Origin of the sequence: Streptomyces sp. NPDC087310 (genome assembly GCF_044744405.1) — a bacterium.
Lineage (GTDB): Bacteria > Actinomycetota > Actinomycetes > Streptomycetales > Streptomycetaceae > Streptomyces.
Genome location: NZ_JBIUYF010000002.1, coordinates 720873 through 738104 on the forward strand (window position 1 = coordinate 720873; position 17232 = coordinate 738104).

The window sequence follows — 17232 nt, forward strand, 5'->3', positions numbered from 1 at the left end:
GCCGAGTCTAATGTTCCACTCGGACGGGCGGGTGGGGGGCGGTGCGTTGCACATCACTCGTTTGGACGTATACATGTCAAATCCGAACGTCACACCGACGCGCCCTTGACACGCCGGCACGACGCCGCCCGGCCCCCGGAGGTCGACCGGGGGCCGGGCGGCGTCGTGCGCGCGTTCCGCCGGGTCAGGCGCGGCCCGCGGTCTTCTGGGTCTTGCGGGTGACCGCGTCGATGACGACGGTCGCCAGCAGCACCGCGCCGGTGATCATGAACTGGATCGCCGAGGCGATGCCCTGGAGGGCCAGACCGTACTGGATGGAGACGATCACCAGCACACCGAGCAGCGCGTTCCAGGTGCGGCCCCGGCCGCCGAAGAGGCTGGTGCCGCCGATGACGGCCGCCGCGATCGCGTTCATCAGCAGGTCACCGCTGCCCGCGCCCTGGTTGGCCGAGGCGATCTTGGAGGCGATGAAGAGGCCGCCGACCGCCGCGAACGTACCGGCGATCGAGAAGACCGAGATCCGGATCAGGGTGACGTTGATGCCCGCGCGGCGGGACGCCTCGACGCTGCCGCCGAGGGCGAAGACCTTCCGGCCGTAGGAGGTACGGCGCAGCACGAAGTCGGTGACGACGAGCACCAGGAGGAAGATCACCACCGCCAGGGGCAGCCCCTTGTACTGGTTGTAGAGGATCGCCACGCCGAAGGAGAGGACGGCGAGCAGTCCGGTGCGCAGCAGGATCTCGCTGAGCGGGCGGGACGGCACCCCGGCCGCCTCGCGCCGGCGGTTGTCGAGGAACGCCGTGAGGAAGTACGCGGCGACCGCGACGACGGCGAGGCCGTAGGCCGCGGCGACATCGGTGAAGTAGTAGCTGGTGAGCTGGGCGACCACGCCGTCGGCGTCGAGGTTGATCGTGCCGTTGCTGCCGAGGATCTGGAGCATGAAGCCGGACCAGAAGAGCAGCCCGGCCAGGGTGACGGCGAACGCGGGGGCGCCGACGCGGGCGAAGAAGAAGCCGTGGATCGCGCCGATGACCGTACCGCTGAGGATGGCGACGAGCAGGGCCAGCCACTCGTTCATGCCGTGGGTGACGCTCAGCACGGCGACGATGGCGCCGGACACCCCGCTGACCGAGCCGACCGAGAGGTCGATCTCGCCGAGCAGCAGGACGAAGACGATCCCGACGGAGATCATTCCGGTGCCGACCATGGCGACGGAGATGTCGGAGAGGTTGCCCGCGGTGAGGAAGTTCGAGTTGAGGCTCTGGAAGATGGCCCAGATGACGACGAGGCCGATGACGACCGGTATGGAGCCGAGGTCGCCGGCGCGTATCTTCCGCTTGAACTCGGTCAGGTAGCCGGCGAAGCCCTGTTCGCGTACGAGGAGCCGGGGGTCGACCGCGGTGACCGCGCCGTCCGCGGCGGGCGGGGCGTCGACCGGGGCGGGGGCCTGGGCGGGAACCTGCGCGTCGGTGCTCTTGGCGAGCGACGGGGAGGTCTTGTCCGTACTCACTTCTGAACCTCCACGTTGCGCGAAGCGCGGCGGGTCACGGCGTTCTCCGTGGCGCCGGTGATGGCGGCGATGATCTCCTCCTGCGAGGTGCTCGCGACATCGAAGACACCGTTGTTGCTGCCGAGCCTGAGTACGGCGACCCGGTCGGCGACGGCCTTGACGTCCGCCATGTTGTGACTGATGAGGAGGACGGCGAGGCCGCGCTCCCTGAGCCGCTCGACGAGGTCGAGGACCTGGGCGGTCTGTTCGACGCCGAGGGCGGCGGTCGGCTCGTCGAGGATGACGAGCTTGGGCTCGCCGAGCATCGAGCGGGCGATGGCCACGGTCTGGCGCTGCCCGCCGGAGAGCGAGGCGATCGGGATACGGACGCTGGGGATACGGATCGACAGCGTTGTCAGCAGCTCGCGCGAGCGGCGTTCCATCTCGACCTCGTCGAGGACGCCCCAACTGCGCAGCTCACGGCCGAGATAGAGGTTTCCGACGACATCGATGTTGTCGCAGAGGGCGAGGTCCTGGTAGACGGTCGCGATGCCCAGGTTCTGGGCGTCGTGCGGCCGGCCGATCGAGACGGGCCTGCCCTCCCACTCGATGACGCCGTCGTCGATGGGGTGGACGCCGGCGATGGTCTTCACCAGCGTGGATTTCCCGGCACCGTTGTCGCCCACGAGGGCGACCACCTCACCGGAGTGGACCTCAAGCTCTACGTCGGTGAGCGCCTGGACGGCACCGAACCGCTTGGAGACCCCTCGCAACGCCAGCACGGGCGTAGCGGTCACATGAACCATCTCCTTCGCCGCCTGACCGGCGGGGATGCCGCGCCGGGGTGAGGCGCGGAGGTCGAGCACAGAGAACGGGGGGAGCCTGCCGCGCGGGGAACACGGGGCGCGGGGCACGGCGGGTGGAACGCCCCGCGACGGCGGCCGGGGACGACGGCCGTCGCGGGTCCGTCCGGCGCCCCGCCCTTGCTGCGGGGCGTTGACGGGCGGGGTGCCGGACAGGTGTACGGACCGGGCCTGGTGCGGGCCGGTCGACCCGCTGCGGGCCGGTCGGCCTGCTTCGGGCCGGTCGGCGTGCTTGACGCCGGTCGGCCTGGTGCGGGCCCGGTCGGCCTACTTGACGCCGATGGCGTCGCAGCCGGCCTTGTACTTGCCGGTGCAGATCTCGGCGGCCGTGTAGATGCCTTCCTTGATCACGGTGTCGTTGATGTTGTCCTTGGTCAGCGACACGACCGGGACGAGCACCGTCGGGACGCCCTTGGTGGTGGGGCTGTCCACGGTGGTCTTGGCGATGGAGTCGAGCTTCTCGCCCTTGGCGAGCGCGACGGCCATCTCGGCCGCGACCTCGGCCTCCTGCGGGTAGGACTTGTAGACGCTCATGAACTGCTCACCGGTGACGATGCGCTGCACACCGGCGAGTTCGGCGTCCTGTCCGGTGACCGGCGGGAGCTTGGAGAAGCCGGCGCCCTTGAGGGCGGTGATGATGCCGCCCGCCATGCTGTCGTTGGCGGAGTAGACGCCGATGATCTTGTCCTTGCCCAGCGCGGAGATGGCGCCCTCCATGTTGGCGTTGGCGTTCTCCGGCTTCCACTCCTTGGTGTCGTACGACTTGCCGATGGTCACCTTGCCGTCGAGGACGGAGAGCGCGCCCTTCTTGAACAGGGCGGCGTTCGGGTCGGTGACGGCGCCGTTCATCATGACGATGTCGCCGGACTTGGCCTTGTCCCCCAGCTCGTCCAGGAGCGCCTGGCCCTGGACCTTGCCGACCTCTTCGTTGTCGAAGGAGGTGTACGCGTCGATCGGCCCCTCGGCGAGCCGGTCGTAGGCCACGACCGGTATGCCGGCCTCCTTGGCCTTCTTGACCGAGCTGGCGATGGCCTTCGAGTCGACGGCGTCCACGACGAGCACGCTCACCTTGTTGGTGATCATGGTCTCGACCTGCTGGCTCTGCGTCGTCGCGTCCTGCTTGGCGTTGGCGTAGACGACCTTGCCGGTGCCGTCGGTCAGCTCGCTGACCTTCTTCTCGATCAGCGGCTTGTCGAACTTCTCGTACCGAGCTGTCTGGTTCTCCGGCAGGAGCAGCCCGATGGTGATCGGGCCCTTCTTGTCCGACGTGGACGCTTCGGCTTTGTCGCCGGACTCCTTCGCGCTGCCGCAGGCGGCGAGGGAGACGGCCATCGCGGTCGCGACGGTGGCCACGGCGGCGCGACGCATCTTTGCGTTCACTTCAAAAACCTCCCTGACGAGGCCGCGTCGTTGCGGCCGAGGTGGCTGGAAGTCAACTCTCGTCCGATGTCGACGTCAAGGAGTAAATCCTTAACGAGATGACAACGGTGCCATCCGTTATCTAAGTGAAGGCGGGGGCCGACACGGATGAGGTGGCGGGCGTGGCGGCCGGAAGAGCGCTCTCCAGCAGGGTCGAATCGCCCATCTCGCTCAGTACGAGCGCCAGCGCCCCCAGCACCTCGGCCCGGCCCCCGAGCGCCCCGGGGAGCACCGAGAGCTGCCGCGCGGCGCTCGGGATGGCGTACCGCGAGACGGACTCCCGTATCGGCCCGAGCACCAGTTCACCGGCCTCCGCGAGGTCCCCGCCGAGCACCACACGGCTGGGGTTGAGGAGGTTGCAGAGGTTGGCGACGCCGCTGCCGACATGGCGGCCGACGTCCGCGATCACCCGGCGGCAGCCGGGGTCGCCCTCGCGGGCGAGCTGGACGACGCGCTCCATGGTCAGGTCGACGCCGTGGCTGGACTGGAGCAGGGGCAGTACGTAGCGGGTCGCGGCGAAGGTCTCCAGGCAGCCGCGGTTGCCGCAGCGGCAGACGGGGCCCGACTCGTCCAGCGTGATGTGCCCGATCTCGCCCGCCGTGCCGCCGGGGCCGCGGTAGATCTGGCCCTCGATGACCAGACCGGCGCCGACGCCGCTGCCGACCTTGATGTACGCCAGGTCGCTGACCCCGCGCCCGCTCCCCCAGACCAGCTCGCCGAGGGCGCCGAGGTTGGCGTCGTTGTCGACGTACACCGGTACGCCGAGGCGCCCGGCCAGCTCGTCGCCGGGGTTGATGCCGGTCCAGCCCGGCAGGATCGAGGTGGAGCCGAGCGTGCCCGATTCGACGTCGATCGGGCCCGGTACCCCGAGCCCCACACCGATCACCTTCTGACGGCTGACACCGGTGGTCACGATCAGCCGCTCGACCAGCTCCTCGGCGCGGCCGAAGCCGTGCGCGGACGAGGCGTCCACGTCGAGGGGTTCCGACTCCTCGGCGAGCACCTGGTGGGCGAGGTTGCCGACCGCCACACGCAGATGCGTATGGCCGAAGTCCACCCCTACGACGACGCCCGCGTCCCCGCTCAGGGAGACGCTGCGGGCCCGGCGGCCACCGGCCGACGTGGGGGTGACCTGGACCGTTCCGCCGTCCTTGAGCTCACGGACGATATTGGAGACCGTGGCCGCCGACAGTCCCGTGCTCCGTGCGATCTCCGCCTGGGTGAGCGAACCGGCCAAGCGCACCGCGCGTACGACCCGTTCGAGGTTGGCCCGGTGCAGAGACGACTGCGACCCTGGAGTCTCCACGACTCATCCACTCCTGCCCTTGGCGGACGGCACGACGACCGCCGCCGGCCGGGGCCGCGCCAATGAGACCCCGACGTATCTCCAACTTGTGAACCCTAAGCACAGCTTTCGGGCCCGCTCCCGTCAAGACCTTGAGCAACTACGGCTGGGATGAGTGAGCCGCTGACGACAGGGCCCATCGTGCGCTCGCACCCCACCTGGTCAACGGACGCGCGGCTCAGGGAAGCAGCATCAATTAATTCACCTGCCATGACACCCGAATTGCTATAGGGTCACTTCTTGTCATAAGAAAACACAAAGGAGAGTCACTTTGTCGGCTTCATCCACTAAGCGATTCGTGCGCCGCTTTTTGACGCTCGGTGCGTCAACGGCACTCCTGGCCGGCGGAATCACCGCGGTCACCACGACACCAGCCGCAGCACACACCAGCTACACTGCGATATCCGAAGGCTGCGGATGGGCCCGGGAGGATTACGTAATCCTCAACACTGGCGGCAACATCATCTCTAACCAAGCTGGCGCGGAGCTGGGCCTCGTGCACCTCGTCTGGAATGGCAAAACCGGACAGAATTGCGTGGTCACACTTCAAACAGCGGGCCACGGGATTCCCATATCGATGGAAGCACGACTCGGCATCCAGAGCAGAAGCGGCGCCATCGCCTATCGGACTGATTCCGGAACATTCGGTCATTACGCTGCCGTCAAGGAGTACACCACAGGGCAGTGCGTAAACTTCCGCGGGAGGATCGCCGGAGGCGTCAACGGGCGAACAGCATTCGCGAACTGCGGATGAGGGTCTGACCAGCTACATAAGGAGGGGCGCCACATATGTGGCGCCCCTCCTCACTTGACCTGTGAATCCCTACTTGAGCGCTCCCGCCGTCAGCCCGGCGACGACCTGGCGCTGGAAGATGATGTACGCGGCGAGCACCGGCAGCATCGCCATCACCAGACCGGCGAAGAGCCCCGACCAGTCACCCTTGTACCCCTGGCTGACCGCGAGCTGCACCAGCCCCTGGGAGAGGACCTTGCGCTCCGGGTCGGTGTTGAGCACGGTGGGCAGCAGGTACTGGTTCCACTGCCCGAGGAAGTTGAAGATGCCGACGCTGATCAGCCCGGGCTTGGCCATCGGCAGCATCACCTGGAAGAACGTCCGGGTGTGCGAGGCGCCGTCGATGATCGCGGCTTCCGCGACCGAGGTGGGCAGCGTTCTGAAGAACGAGGTCAGGAAGAAGACCGTGAACGGCAGCGAGTAGGCGATGTAGACCAGGATCAGACCGTGGATGGAGTTGAGCAGGCCCAGATTGTTCATGACGTAGAACAACGGGACCAGCGCCAGGATGATCGGGAAGCTCATCCCGCCGATGAACAGGTAGTAGATGAAGCGGTTCCCCGGGAACTCGAAGCGGGCCAGGACGTACGCCGCCATCGAGCCGAAGAGCAGCGTGCCGACCAGCGAACCGGCCACCACCAGGATGGTGTTGAGGAAGTAGTCGCTCATGTGCGCCTGGGTCCAGGCGCGCGACCAGTTCTCGAAGTGCAGCCGGTCCGGCAGCGCCCAGGGGCTGGTGAAGATGGACCGGTCGTCCTTGAAGGAGGTCATGACCGCCCAGAGCAGCGGCATGACGACCAGGAACGCCCAGATGACGAGGACGCCGTGCGAGAAGACGTTGAGGACGCCGCCGGTCGCGCTCTCCTTGGCGGGAGGCGTGTCGGTCTTGGTCACGGCGGTCCTGGCCGCAGGGTCCGCCGCGGGGGGCAGATCGGCCGGCGGAGGGGTGTCGGTGGTCTTCATCAGTACTCCAGCCGCTCACGTCGACCCAGCCGCATCACGAGGGCGGCGAAGGCCAGCGTGACGAGGAGCAGGGCGACACCGATCGTGGTCGCATAGCCCGCCTGACCGTCACGGAACGCCTTCTGGTAGACGAGCAGGGTCAGGACGTTGGTGGAATCGGCGGGCCCGCCGGGGCCCACGGTCATGATCTGGACGACCGCGAAGGACTCCGCCCCGAGCGCGAGGATGCCCATGTAGACCCAGCCGGACTGCACGGTGTCCCAGAGCAGCGGCAGTGTGATGCGGAAGAAGGTCGTGACACGGCTCGCGCCGTCCAGCAGCGCCGCCTCGTAGAAGTCCTTCGGGATGGAGGCCATGCCCGCGGAGAAGAGGACGACGAAGAACCCCGTCGTGCTCCAGACCAGGACGGCCATCACGCACCACAGCGCGAGCTTCGGATCGCCGAGCCAGTCGGGTTTCACGCTGTCCAGACCGACCGCGGTGAGCGCGGAGTTGATGGCGCCGCTGTTCGGGTTGTACGCGAACTGGAAGAGCAGCGCGACGATCGCGATCGAGAGCACCTGCGGGAAGAAGTAGACGATCTTGTAGAAGGACGAGCCGCGGACGCCCGAGACGGTCGCTCCCTTACGGCTCCGCCCGCCGACGTTCAGCATGAACGCGAAGAACAGTGCCAGGCCGAGGACGACGACGGGCAGCAGCAGCGCGAAGAGCAGGCTGTGCTGGAGCGAGCTCCAGAAGGTGTCGTCGTCGAGCATCCGGCTGTAGTTGTCGAAGCCGACCATCGAGAAGTCGGGGCTCAGACCCGTCCAGTCCGTGAACGAGTAGTAGATGGACTGGACGAATGGCCAAATGACGAAAAGCGCGTACAGCGCGAGGGGGAATACCAGAAACCCCACGATGAAACGGTACTTGCCGTGCTGCATGTCTCCCGACCCCGAATCTCCGGCGGGTGGCGCCGTGCCGCTCTGGGGGCCCGTACGACGGGCCGTGACCCGGAGGCCCCTGAACCGGGGCCTCCGGACGCTTCCGCTGCTGCTGCCTTGCTAGGTACCTGCTACCTGTCTACTGGTGCTTGTAGTGCTTGATGGAGCTGTCCTTGGCCGCGGCATCCGAGAACTCCTGGCACTTCTTGACGGCCTCGGCCGGCGTCATGCGTCCGGCCATCAGCTCGCCGAGCACGCCCACCCCGATCTTCTGCTTCTGGAGCTCCACGTACCAGTCCTGGAGCCGCGGGTTGAGCGCGTTGTCACCCGCCTTGGCGAGCGCGTCGACCCCGGACTGGAGCGCGGTGGAGAGCGCGAGGCCGTCGGTGCCGCCGTTGAAGGCGGTCAGGGACTTCACCTTGGCGGTGAAGTTCTTCGAGGACTCCTCGCTCAGCATGATGCGGAGCTGTTCCATAGCGCCGTCGGGGTTCTTGGCGTTCGCGGGCACGATGAACGGCTCCCCACCGGAGGCCCAGATCGTGCCGAACGGCAGCTTGTCCGAGCTGTCCAGACCGGACGGCGCGGACACCTTCATCTGGAAGTCCTTCGGCGTGGTCTTCGCCGCCTCGTTCTCCACCCAGGAGCCGTTGGGGATGAAGAGCGCCTCCCCCTCGGTCCACGCCGTCTGCGACTGCGTGTGGTCGAGACCGGGCGTTCCCTGGAGGATGTAGCCCTTCTTGAACAGCTCGTAGTACGCCTCGAAGGCGGCCTTCACCGCCGGGTGCTTCCAGGAGTTCGGCTCCAGGTTGTCGATGGCGTCCAGGACCTCACGGCCGCCGATCTTCCCGATGAACGGGTAGAGCGAGAAGGGGATGTAGTACGGGTACTTGCCGGCGTACGTCCATCCGGCGATGCCCTTCTTCTTGGCCTTCGCGCAGAGGGCCAGCATCCCGTCCCAGTCCTCGGGGTACTCGGCGTCCAGCCGGTCGAGGGCGGTCTGCGAGTACCACACGCCGTAGACCGTGTACGCGTAGTACATGATCCACACCGGGTCGCCGTCGAGCTGGCCCATCTCCACGACGCCGGGGCGCAGTGTGTCGCGGACCTTCTTGGAAGGGTCGTCGTACGACGGGGCGTCGAAGAGCGGCGTCAGGTCGGCGAGCTGCTTCTTCCCTGCGAGGACGCCCATGTCCATCTGCTCGGCGCCGTTGTTGTCGATCAGGTCGGGCGGAGTGCCGCCGTTGAAGCGCGGCTGCAGCTCGGACTGGATCTTCTGAGTCGAAGCGATCTTTACCTTCGCCTTAGGGAAGGCCGTCTCGTACCGCTTGGCCGCGTCCTTGCCGTACTCCGTGCCGAACCCGCCGTTGAAGAGGACGAAGTCGAGCGGCGCGCTCTCGTTCACCCCGAGCGGGTTCTTCTCGGACGTCTTGCCCTTCTCGACCTTCTTGTCGCTCCCGCTGTCGCTGCTCGCGCAGGAGGCGAGGAAGCTCATCGTCGGGACGGTGATCAGACCGATCGCGGCGGACCGCTTGATCACATCACGACGGCCGAGGCCCGCGTTGTCGTTCCGAGCGGAGGTGGATCCCATGCTCAAGTCCTCGCCTTCTCCAGGACTCAGGCGGTGTACCGGTCGCCCGTCCTTCTCGCCTGAGGAGAAGGGCTCCGCCACCGCGGTCGAATGAAGCTGGGTCGTGCAGGAATGTCGTGCTCGATCATGTTCGGCCATCAGGGGCGGACGCCGACAGGTATAGTCCATTTCCTGTCAACTGAGCAAGATCAAAAGGGAGTTTGCCCGGCAGTCTTTCCCTAGTTGAGACCTCCCGGATATCCGCGCCGGTCGCCTGCCGCATTCGACCGCACCGGTGCTTCTCCCACGTCTACTTCCGGACACGCTGCCCCGCCAACACCCTTGACACCACTGTGCACTTGCCTCCTACTGGACCCTGCGCCTCTGGTTTGACAACGTTGTCCAGCTCGGTACGCAGGAGGAAAGCTCCGTATGCAGCTTCGTATGCAGCCCGGTATGCAGCTCAGACCCGGACTCCGTCCCGGACCATGGCATTCGGCCGCCCTGGTGGCGGCCGCCTCACTGCTCGTCGTCACCGCCCAGTCCGCCACCGCGGCACAACCCGCCCCACCGCGTACGGCATCGGCGGAAAGACAATTCACGTCGTCGTTCGAACAGGATGAATCCCCGCCGGACTGGCGCAACACCGTCGAGGTGGGACCCGACGGCGAGAAGCGGTCGTCCGGTGTCGACGGGGGCCTCACCGGCGGAATTCCGGGCGGCGTCACCGACCGGGTGGTGGACCTGCGCGCCAGCGGGGAGAACACCGGCGGCGGCGAGACCAAGGAGAACCTGGTCGACGTGCGCTCCGCCACGAAGTGGCTGGCGTTCACGCCCACCGCCTGGGTCGAGTTCGACCTGGACGAGCCGGTCAAGGTCGTCACGTACGCCCTGACCTCGGCCAACGACCACGCGGAGCGCGACCCCCGGGACTGGACGCTCCAGGGCTCCACCGACGGCAAGGAGTGGAAGGACCTGGACACCCGCGAGGGCCAGACCTTCCCCGAGCGCTTCCGGACCGTCAGTTACGACATCGACGCGGCCGCGGCCGGCGCGTACCGGCACTACCGGCTGGACATCAGGAAGAACAACGGCGCCTCCGACGCCACCCAGTTGGCCGATGTCCAGTTCTCCGACGGCGGTACGAGCACCCCCGCCCCCGAGGACATGCGCACCCAGGTCGACCGCGGTCCCGTCGGCTCCCCCACCGCCAAGTCCGGCGCGGGATTCACCGGGAAGCGGGCGCTGAAGTACGCGGGCACCCACAAGGCGGAGGGGCGCGCCTACTCGTACAACAAGATCTTCGACGTCGATGTGGCCGTACGGCGGGACACGGCGCTCTCGTACCGGATCCACCCCTCGATGACCGGGACGGATCTGAACTACCCCGCCACCAACGTGTCGGTGGATCTCGCCTTCACCGACGGCACCTATCTGAGCGACCTGAACGCGCGCGACTCCCACGGCGGGGCGCTGACCCCGCAGGGCCAGGGCGACGCCAAGCGGCTCTACGTCAACCAGTGGAACCAGGTGGACGCCCGGATCGGCCAGGTCGCCCGGGGCAGGACCGTCGACCGGATCCTGGTCGCGTACGACTCCCGTACCGGCCCCGGGGAGTTCGAGGGGTGGATCGACGACATCATCCTGGCGCCCAAGGCGGCGGACAAACCGCTCGCCCGCCTCTCCGACTACGCGTCCACCACACGCGGCACCAACTCCAGCGGCTCGTTCTCGCGCGGCAACACCTTCCCCGCGACGGCCGTGCCGAACGGGTTCAACTTCTGGACGCCGGTGACCAACGCCGGTTCGTCGAGCTGGCTCTACGAGTACAGCCGCGGCAACAACGCCGACAACCTGCCCACCCTCCAGGCGTTCGCCGCGAGCCACGAGCCGAGCCCGTGGATGGGCGACCGGCAGACCTTCCAGCTCATGCCGTCCGTGGCCGAGGGCGCCCCGAACGCCTCCCGCACGGCGCGCGCGCTGCCCTTCCGGCACGAGAACGAGAGCGCGAAGCCGCACCGTTACGGGGTGACCTTCGAGAACGGTCTGAAGACCGAGATGGTCCCGACCGACCACGCGGCGATGGTGCGCACCACCTATCCGGGTGACAACGCGAGCATGATCCTCGACAACGTCTCCAACGCGGGCGGGCTGACCCTCGATCCGGAGACGCGCTCCTTCACCGCCTACTCCGACGTACGGAGCGGGCTGTCGACCGGCGCGACCCGTCTCTTCGTGTACGGCGTCTTCGACGCGCCGGTCACCGCGAGCGGCAAGCTGCCCGGCGGCGGGGGCGCGGACGTCACCGGCTATCTGCGCTTCGACGCCGGCGCCGACCGTACCGTCACCCTGCGGCTGGCGACCTCGCTGATCAGCGTCGACCAGGCGAAGAAGAACCTCGCCGACGAGATCCCGGCCGGCACCCGCTTCGAGCGGGTCGAGGACCGGGCGCAGCGCGCCTGGGACGACATCCTGGGCCGGGTGCGGGTGGAGGGCGCGGACCACGACCAGCTCACCACGCTCTACTCCAGCCTCTACCGGCTCTACCTCTACCCCAACTCGGGTTTCGAGAACACCGGTTCGCTCGCGCGGCCGAAGCAGCAGTACGCGAGCCCCTTCTCGCCGAAGACCGGGACGGACACCCCGACCCGGACGGGCGCGAAGATCGTCGACGGTGAGGTGTACGTCAACAACGGGTTCTGGGACACGTACCGGACGACGTGGCCCGCGTACTCCTTCCTCACCCCGAAGAAGGCGGGGTCGCTGGTCGACGGCTTCGTCCAGCAGTACAAGGACGGCGGCTGGATCTCCCGCTGGTCCTCCCCCGGTTACGCCGACCTGATGACCGGTACCAGTTCGGACGTGGCCTTCGCGGACGCGTACGTCAAGGGGGTCGGCTTCGACGCGGAGGCGGCGTACGACGCGGCGCTGAAGAACGCGACGGTGGCGCCGCCGAGCGCGGGCGTGGGCCGCAAGGGCACGGAGACCTCGCCGTTCCTCGGCTACGCCTCCACGGAGACCCACGAGGGCCTGTCCTGGTCGCTGGAGGGCTACCTCAACGACTACGGCATCGCGAAGATGGGCGAGGCGCTGTACAAGAAGACGGGCAAGGCCCGGTACAAGGAGGAGTCCGCGTACTTCCTCAACCGCGCCCAGCACTACGTCTCGCTCTTCGACAAGAAGGCGGGCTTCTTCCAGGGCCGGAACCTGAAGGGCGACTGGCGGGTCCCCTCCGACACCTTCGACCCGAGGGTCTGGGGCTACGACTACACGGAGACGAACGCGTGGGGTTACGCGTTCACGGCCGTGCAGGACTCGCGCGGGCTGGCCAACCTGTACGGCGGACGCGCCGGCCTGGCCCAGAAGCTGGACACGTACTTCGCGACGCCGGAGACGGCCGGGCGGGAGTTCGTCGGGTCGTACGGCGGGGTCATCCACGAGATGACTGAGGCGCGCGACGTACGGATGGGCATGTACGGCCACTCCAACCAGGTCGCCCACCACGTCCCGTACATGTACGACGCGGCGGCGCAGCCGTGGAAGACACAGGAGAAGGTCCGCGAGGTGCTGGGCCGGCTCTACACCGGCAGCGAGATAGGCCAGGGCTACCACGGTGACGAGGACAACGGCGAGCAGTCGGGTTGGTACCTCTTCTCGGCGCTCGGCTTCTATCCGCTGGTGATGGGCAGCGGGGAGTACGCGGTCGGCTCGCCGCTCTTCACGAAGGCGACCGTACGGATGGACAACGGGCGCACGCTGGTCGTCAAGGCGCCGAAGAACAGCGCGAAGAACATCTACGTGCAGGGCCTGAAGGTCAACGGGAAGAGCTGGAACTCGACGGCGCTGCCGCACGAGGTCCTGGCGCGGGGCGGCACGGTGGAGTTCGCCATGGGCCCGAAGCCGTCGTCCTGGGGCACCGGCAAGGGCAAGGGCGCGGGCCGGGACGCGGCGCCGGTCTCGATCACGCGGGACGACAAGGTGCCCTCGCCGCGCACCGACGCCCTGACAGGGGCGGGCCCGCTCTTCGACAACACCTCGCGCACGGAGGCGCCCGTCGAGTCGGTGGAGCTGCCGGTCGCGTCGGCGACGAAGGCCGTCCAGTACACGCTGACCTCGGCCACGGCGGCCCGGGCCCCGGCGGGGTGGTCGTTGCAGGGATCCACGGACGGTACGACGTGGCGGACCCTGGACACCCGGTCGGGACAGTCCTTCACCTGGGACCGCCAGACCCGCGTCTTCACGGTGGCGAAGCCGGGGACGTACGCGAAGTACCGCCTGGTGAGCAACGCGCCGGCGACCCTGGCGGAGGTGGAGCTGCTGCGCTGACGACTCAGCTACGGCGAGGGGCGGGGCACCCGGTGAAGACCGGGTGACCCGCCCCACGCCGTACGGTCACCGCGGCACGGTCACTCCGGCCGGGCCGCCGCCAACTCACCCTCGACACGGTCGCGCAGGGCCGCCGCCCGGGGATCGTCGTATCCGCCGAGAAGCCCCAGCGCCCGCGTCCAGTGACGCACCGCGCCCGCCGGATCGTCCCCGAGGAGCGTGGCCGCGAGCCCGTCCAGGGCCTGCGCCTCGTCCCAGGTGTCGCCCAGTTCCCGGTGGACCGTGGCCGCCAGCAGGTGGAAGCGCGCGGCCTCCTCGGCCCGGTCGAGGGCGCGGTAGGTGAGCGCCGCGCCGTACCACGCCTGGGCCTCGCGGCTGCGGTTGCCGAGGCGGCGCTGGAGTGTGGCGGAGCGCTGGTACGACTCCAGGGCGTCCGCGAGCGCGCCGCTCGCGCGCTGGGCGGCGCCCAGGGGCAGCAGCCAGTAGCCCTCCAGCCGGTGGTCGCGCAGCGCGAGGGCGATGTCGAGGGCGGCACGGGCCGAGGCGAGGGCCTGCTCCGTCTCACCCCGCTCGCACTCGATCTGGCTCAGGAGGCGCAGGATGTTGCCCTCGCCCCGCTGGTTCTCCAGGGAGCGGTGGGCCTCCAGCGCCTGCCGGGTGACGGCGGCGGCCTCCGGCAGCCGCCCGGCCTCGTAGTGGGTGCTGGCGAGGTTGGAGAGCGCGGTGGCCGCCCAGTGGGCGGAGTCCTGCTCGTGGAAGACGGCGATGGCTTGCTCGAAGTGGTCTGCGGCCGACGCCAGTTGACGGCTGCGGAGATGGAACAGGCCGATCAGGTTGAGCGAATGGGCCTCGCCGAGCCGGTCGCCCAGCTCACGCCAGATCACCAGGGCGCTCCGGTGGCTCTCCTGGCTCTCGGTGAGGTGATTGATCTGGGCGTAGCTCATGCCCAGTTCGGTGAGGAGCTGGGCCTCCCCCGCGCGCTCGCCCAGCCGCCGCGCCGCGGCCAGGCCGATACGCCCGACGGCCAGCCAGTCCGCGGTCGGGGAGGACGGGAACCGCGCGTTCGCCAGCACGGCGGCGAGCTTCCAGGCGCGTTCGTCGTGTCCGGCGGAGGCGGCGGTACGTACGGCCTGGAGCAGGTTGGTGTGCTCGCGCTCGGCCCAGTCCACGGCGGCGTCGTAGTCCGTGAAGGACGCCGGCCGCGCCCCGGCGGCCGGTGGTGCGAGGTCCAGGTGGGGTTCGGCGGGGCTGATCCAGCTCTGGGCCGCGTCGGCGGTGTGCAGATACCAGTCCAGGACGCGGTGGAGCGCGGCCTCCCGCTCCTCGGCCGGTTCCTCCTGCGTCGCCTGGTCGGTGGCGTAGGCGCGCAGGAGGTCGTGGAACTGGTAGCGGTCGGGGCCGGTCTGCTCCAGCAGATGGGCGCCGACGAGGGAGTCCAGCAGTTGCCTGCTGCGGCCGGGGGTCAGCGCGGCGAGCGCGGCGGCGGCGTGCAGGCCGAACTCGGGTCCCGGGTGGAGACCGAGCAGCCGGAACAGCCGGGCGGCCTGGTCGGCCAGGGCGCGGTAGGACCACGCGAAGACCGTACGGACCGCTTCGGCCTCCTCGTCGTCCCCGGTGCTGAGGGCGTCCCACAGGGCGCTCTCGTCCCGCAGGTCGGCGATCAGGTCGTCCAGCCGCATGTGCGGGTGGCTCGCGGCGCGTTCGGCGGCGATCCGCAGCGCCAGCGGCAGTCGGGCGCAGAGTTCGGCCAGTTCGGTGAGCTTGTCCGCGTCGTCCTCCGGCCGGTACCCGGCGGTGACCGCGCGGAGCAGGGCGACGGCCTCCGGCTGGGGCAGGGTGCCCAGGGTCAGCCGGCGCGCCCCGTCGCGGACGGCCAGCCCGGAGAGTCTGCTGCGGCTGGTCACGACCACGAGACAGTCCTTGCTGCCGGGGAGCAGGGGGCGGACCTGGGCGACCGTGGCGGCGTTGTCGAGGATGATCAGTATCCGCCGGTCGGCCAGGAGGGAGCGGTACAGCGCGGCGGCGGCGTCGGGATCCTGCGGCACCGAGCGGGGACGTACGCCGAGAGCGGGCAGGAACCGGTGCAGCGCCTCCTGTGCGGTGACCGGCTCCCCCGGGTCGTAGCCGCGGAGATTGACGTAAAGCTGCCCGTCGGGGAAGCGCTCCTGGACCTGGTGGGCCCAGCGCAGCGCGAGCGAGGTCTTTCCCGCACCGGCGGTCCCCGCGATGACGCAGACCGAGATGACCAGCGGACGGCCGTCCTCGTCGGCCAGCACGGCGTTCAACTGGTCGAGTTCGTCCGTACGGTTCACGAATTGTCTGATGTCGGCGGGGAGTTGCCGTGGAGTGGGGTTCCTGGAGCCGTCCCCGTCCGGTGCACCGCGTTCGTGGAAGTGAATTCCGCCGGTGACCTGGCCGGCCTGTACGACATCACGGGAATTCCCCGACAGGTCGTTCCGCGACCTGGCGGGGTAATCCTCGCTTCTGCTGGACTCGTTGATCGCTCAATCCGCCTTCGTCGTCGGCGGGGGAAGGTGGGCCACCTCGCGGTCGAAGTAGCTCCTCACGTCCTCGCCCGTCCGGTAGAGATCCTTGATGTAGCTTTCCCAGGCCCCGATGACACCGGGGTCGGTATAGCTGATCGCGCCGTCCGGAACACCGGATTCGGTGTAGAGCACCTGAAACAGCACGTCACCGCCGAGAATGACCAATTCCGGCAGGAGGCCGTCGCTCTCCGACGCGGCTACGTGCTCGACACCGACCACACGTACCGGCATTCCGCATTCCGCCTGCTGCCGCAGGGAATGCAGCTCCCATTGGAGATACGGGGTCAGCGGCTGTTCGACCACGCGCACCCGGTGGAACGTGGAGTTGCGGAGCTCGTCCTCGCGGGCGTCGGCGAGGAATCGCTCGCGCCGCTCCTCCATGAGCCGCAGCGACTCCGTCCAGTCGCCCCGGGACAGCGCGTCGCGACTGGGGCTGCCCTGCTCCTCGAAGTGCTGACGTCGCTCCAGCTTCCACGAGTCACGGTCACGAACCGCCGCGTCCCGCTGCCAGAACTCCCGCTTGTATGCCTCCCGTACGAGGCGCACACCCTGCTCGCGGCGCAGGGCCGGGGCGCTGAGGTCAAGCATCGGCGATGTCCGGTTTGGCAGCCCGGAGCATGTTTCCGGGGATGACGACGAGCCGCTCGTCCGCGGCGAGGGCGACGCCCTCCGGAAGCCGCGGCGCGTAATGGGCCGTGAGGTCCCTGCCGATCACGGCGATATCGCCGTTGTCGAGCTGCCAGATGTCCGGGCACTGGTCCCGGCCGTCGGAATTGCCTAATTCTTTCGCCGACTTCCCGAGCCGACGGGAGAATAACGCGGACGGGTCGGCCTCCCAGGCACGCTGCATCCTTGCCTCCACTCAGTTTGGTTGAGCATACAACCGCTATCTATTGTATATGCGGCTGATTACGGAGAGCAACGTACGGCAGGGGCAAGTTCCCGCCAACGCCGAGGGCCGTGCCCCGTACGGATACGTACGGGGCACGGCCCTGGTG

Annotated in this window: 12 protein-coding genes; 2 read left to right on the plus strand and 10 right to left on the minus strand. The window is 68.5% G+C overall.

Translation table 11 applies throughout. The features are described from left to right. Positions 1–184: 184 nt before the first annotated feature. The 4 genes from ACIO3P_RS08950 to ACIO3P_RS08965 all read right to left on the minus strand — a co-directional run bounded on the left by ACIO3P_RS08950 (position 185) and on the right by ACIO3P_RS08965 (position 5077). Complete coding sequence (locus ACIO3P_RS08950; RefSeq protein WP_401785369.1) at positions 185–1510, minus strand: sugar ABC transporter permease; 1326 nt, start codon at positions 1508–1510, stop codon at positions 185–187. Continuing rightward, positions 1507–2295: an ATP-binding cassette domain-containing protein gene (locus ACIO3P_RS08955; RefSeq protein ID WP_329823598.1), complete on the minus strand. Its 789-nt coding sequence runs from the start codon at positions 2293–2295 to the stop codon at positions 1507–1509. The genes ACIO3P_RS08950 and ACIO3P_RS08955 overlap by 4 nt, the downstream gene beginning before the upstream one ends. A 324-nt stretch (positions 2296–2619) precedes the next feature. Then, the gene (locus ACIO3P_RS08960; RefSeq protein WP_401848830.1) at positions 2620–3720 is read right to left on the minus strand and encodes a substrate-binding domain-containing protein; all 1101 of its coding nucleotides are present in this window, start codon (positions 3718–3720) and stop codon (positions 2620–2622) included. 133 nt (positions 3721–3853) lie between these two features. Further along, positions 3854–5077, minus strand: coding sequence for an ROK family protein (locus tag ACIO3P_RS08965; protein ID WP_401848379.1), 1224 nt, complete (start codon positions 5075–5077; stop codon positions 3854–3856). A gap of 310 nt (positions 5078–5387) precedes the next feature. Between ACIO3P_RS08965 and ACIO3P_RS08970 the strand changes: the two genes are divergently transcribed. After that, complete coding sequence (locus tag ACIO3P_RS08970) at positions 5388–5870, plus strand: hypothetical protein (protein WP_401848377.1); 483 nt, start codon at positions 5388–5390, stop codon at positions 5868–5870. A 69-nt stretch (positions 5871–5939) separates the two neighbouring features. On the opposite strand, the gene ACIO3P_RS08975 is transcribed toward ACIO3P_RS08970, so the two are convergent. From ACIO3P_RS08975 to ngcE, 3 genes are all read right to left on the minus strand, one after another. Continuing rightward, positions 5940–6872: a carbohydrate ABC transporter permease gene (locus ACIO3P_RS08975; RefSeq protein ID WP_329823601.1), complete on the minus strand. Its 933-nt coding sequence runs from the start codon at positions 6870–6872 to the stop codon at positions 5940–5942. After that, positions 6872–7795 (minus strand): sugar ABC transporter permease, encoded by a 924-nt coding sequence (locus ACIO3P_RS08980; RefSeq protein WP_329823602.1) that lies wholly within the window; start codon positions 7793–7795, stop codon positions 6872–6874. The genes ACIO3P_RS08975 and ACIO3P_RS08980 overlap by 1 nt, the downstream gene beginning before the upstream one ends. A gap of 139 nt (positions 7796–7934) precedes the next feature. Beyond that, complete coding sequence (ngcE, locus tag ACIO3P_RS08985; protein ID WP_401848375.1) at positions 7935–9383, minus strand: N-acetylglucosamine/diacetylchitobiose ABC transporter substrate-binding protein; 1449 nt, start codon at positions 9381–9383, stop codon at positions 7935–7937. 423 nt (positions 9384–9806) lie between these two features. Between ngcE and ACIO3P_RS08990 the strand changes: the two genes are divergently transcribed. After that, the gene (locus tag ACIO3P_RS08990; protein ID WP_401848829.1) at positions 9807–13688 is read left to right on the plus strand and encodes a GH92 family glycosyl hydrolase; all 3882 of its coding nucleotides are present in this window, start codon (positions 9807–9809) and stop codon (positions 13686–13688) included. Positions 13689–13768: 80 nt separating this feature from the next. Here ACIO3P_RS08990 and ACIO3P_RS08995 read toward each other — a convergent pair whose 3' ends face one another. The 3 genes from ACIO3P_RS08995 to ACIO3P_RS09005 form a co-directional block, all read right to left on the minus strand. Continuing rightward, the gene (locus ACIO3P_RS08995; RefSeq protein ID WP_401848373.1) at positions 13769–16000 is read right to left on the minus strand and encodes an ATP-binding protein; all 2232 of its coding nucleotides are present in this window, start codon (positions 15998–16000) and stop codon (positions 13769–13771) included. Between the two features lie 192 nt (positions 16001–16192). Further along, positions 16193–16822 (minus strand): DUF6879 family protein, encoded by a 630-nt coding sequence (locus tag ACIO3P_RS09000; RefSeq protein ID WP_401848371.1) that lies wholly within the window; start codon positions 16820–16822, stop codon positions 16193–16195. Further along, positions 16815–17084, minus strand: coding sequence for a hypothetical protein (locus tag ACIO3P_RS09005; protein ID WP_329823607.1), 270 nt, complete (start codon positions 17082–17084; stop codon positions 16815–16817). Before ACIO3P_RS09005 ends, ACIO3P_RS09000 begins: the two co-directional genes overlap by 8 nt. Positions 17085–17232: the final 148 nt, after the last annotated feature.